The organism is Nocardioides sp., from assembly GCF_024509035.1.
Classification (GTDB): domain Bacteria; phylum Actinomycetota; class Actinomycetes; order Propionibacteriales; family Nocardioidaceae; genus Nocardioides.
The window spans coordinates 18,139-19,674 of record NZ_JANINT010000326.1 but is presented as its reverse complement, the minus strand read 5'-3'; the positions used below and the strand labels follow the sequence as shown (position 1 = coordinate 19,674).

General features: G+C 71.3%; 1 protein-coding gene and 1 pseudogene. One reads left to right on the top strand and one right to left on the bottom strand.

Annotated features, from left to right (window positions below):
• Positions 1-218: pseudogene (locus Q0L15_RS20390) on the bottom strand (hypothetical protein); the annotation flags it as partial.
• Between the two features lie 43 nt (positions 219-261).
• Here Q0L15_RS20390 and Q0L15_RS20385 point away from each other — a divergent pair.
• Positions 262-1,536: polyphosphate kinase (locus Q0L15_RS20385; RefSeq protein WP_296606488.1), on the top strand; the 1,275-nt coding region annotated here is incomplete at its 3' end.

Genomic DNA, 1,536 nt, shown 5'->3' with positions numbered 1-1,536 from the left:
CGGCCGTCGGGGATCGGGAGCGTCTCGGCGCCGGGCTCGCGCACGAGCCGCTGCATCCGCAGCATCAGCTGGGTGTCGACGGCCAGGGTCTGGCCGTCGCGGACGACCGGCCGACCGGCAAGCAGCCGCTGCAGCCAGGCGGGCAGCGCGAGCGCGGTGCGCAGGGACAGGGTCTCCAGGATCGCGAGCAGCGTGTGCAGGCGGTGGCGAGCGGTCACGACCGCAACCTACCGTTCACCCGCAGGTGCCAGACTGGCCGACATGAGCCTGGAGAGCCTGCCGACGGACGGACTGGACAACCGGGTCTCCAGCCACGGGGAGGGCGTCCCGGAGGAGTCCTTCGAGGTCGAGCCGCCGTACCACCCCGACCACGACGAGATCGCCGCCGTCGAGAAGTACGACGACCGGTTCCTCGACCGCGAGCTCTCGTGGCTGCGCTTCAACCAGCGGGTGCTCGAGCTCGCCGAGGACCCGGCCCTGCCGCTGCTCGAACGGGCGCGGTTCCTGGCGATCTTCACCAGCAACCTCGACGAGTTCTTCATGGTCCGGGTCGCGGGCCTCAAGCGACGCATCGCCGCCGGCGTGGCCGTGCCCGCCGCGAGCGGCCTGATGCCGACCCAGGTGCTCGACCTGATCCTCACCACCACCCGCGAGCTGGCGCAGCGCCTGGCCCGGGTGTTCCGCGAGGAGATCGTGCCCGCGCTCGCCGAGGTCGGCATCGAGCTGGTCCGCTGGGACGACCTGGACCGCGAGGAGCAGAAGACCTGCAAGCGGCTGTTCCGCGACCGGGTGTTCCCGGTGCTCACACCGCTGGCCGTCGACCCGGCCCACCCGTTCCCCTACATCTCCGGGCTCTCGCTCAACCTCGCGGTGCTGATCCGCAACCCGCGCACCGGCAAGGAGCACTTCGCGCGCGTCAAGGTGCCGCCGATCTTCAGCCGGTTCGTGCCGGTCGGCAACCAGCGCTTCGTGCCGCTCGAGGACGTGATCCGCGAGCACCTCAAGCGGCTGTTCCCGGGCATGGAGGTGCTCGAGGTCCACACGTTCCGGGTCACCCGCAACGAGGACCTCGAGGTCGAGGAGGACGACGCCGAGAACATCCTCGCCGCGCTCGAGAAGGAGCTGCTGCGCCGCCGCTTCGGCCCGCCGGTGCGGCTCGAGGTCGAGGAGTCCATCGCCCCCCAGGTTCTCGAGCTGCTGGTCTCCGAGCTCGGGGTCAACGAGGACGAGGTGTTCCGGCTGCCCGGCCCGCTCGACCTGCGCGGCCTCCACGACATCGCCGACCTGCCGCGCCAGGAGCTGAAGTACCCCGCGTTCCTGCCCACCACCCACCTGCGCCTCGCGGAGGTGGAGTCGGCCGCGCCCGTCGACGTGTTCAAGGCGACCCGGCGCCGTGACGTGCTGCTGCACCACCCCTACGACTCGTTCGCGACCTCGGTGCAGCGCTTCCTCGAGCAGGCCGCCGCCGACCCGCACGTGCTCGCGATCAAGCAGACGCTCTACCGCACCTCCGGCGACTCCCCCATCATCGACGCC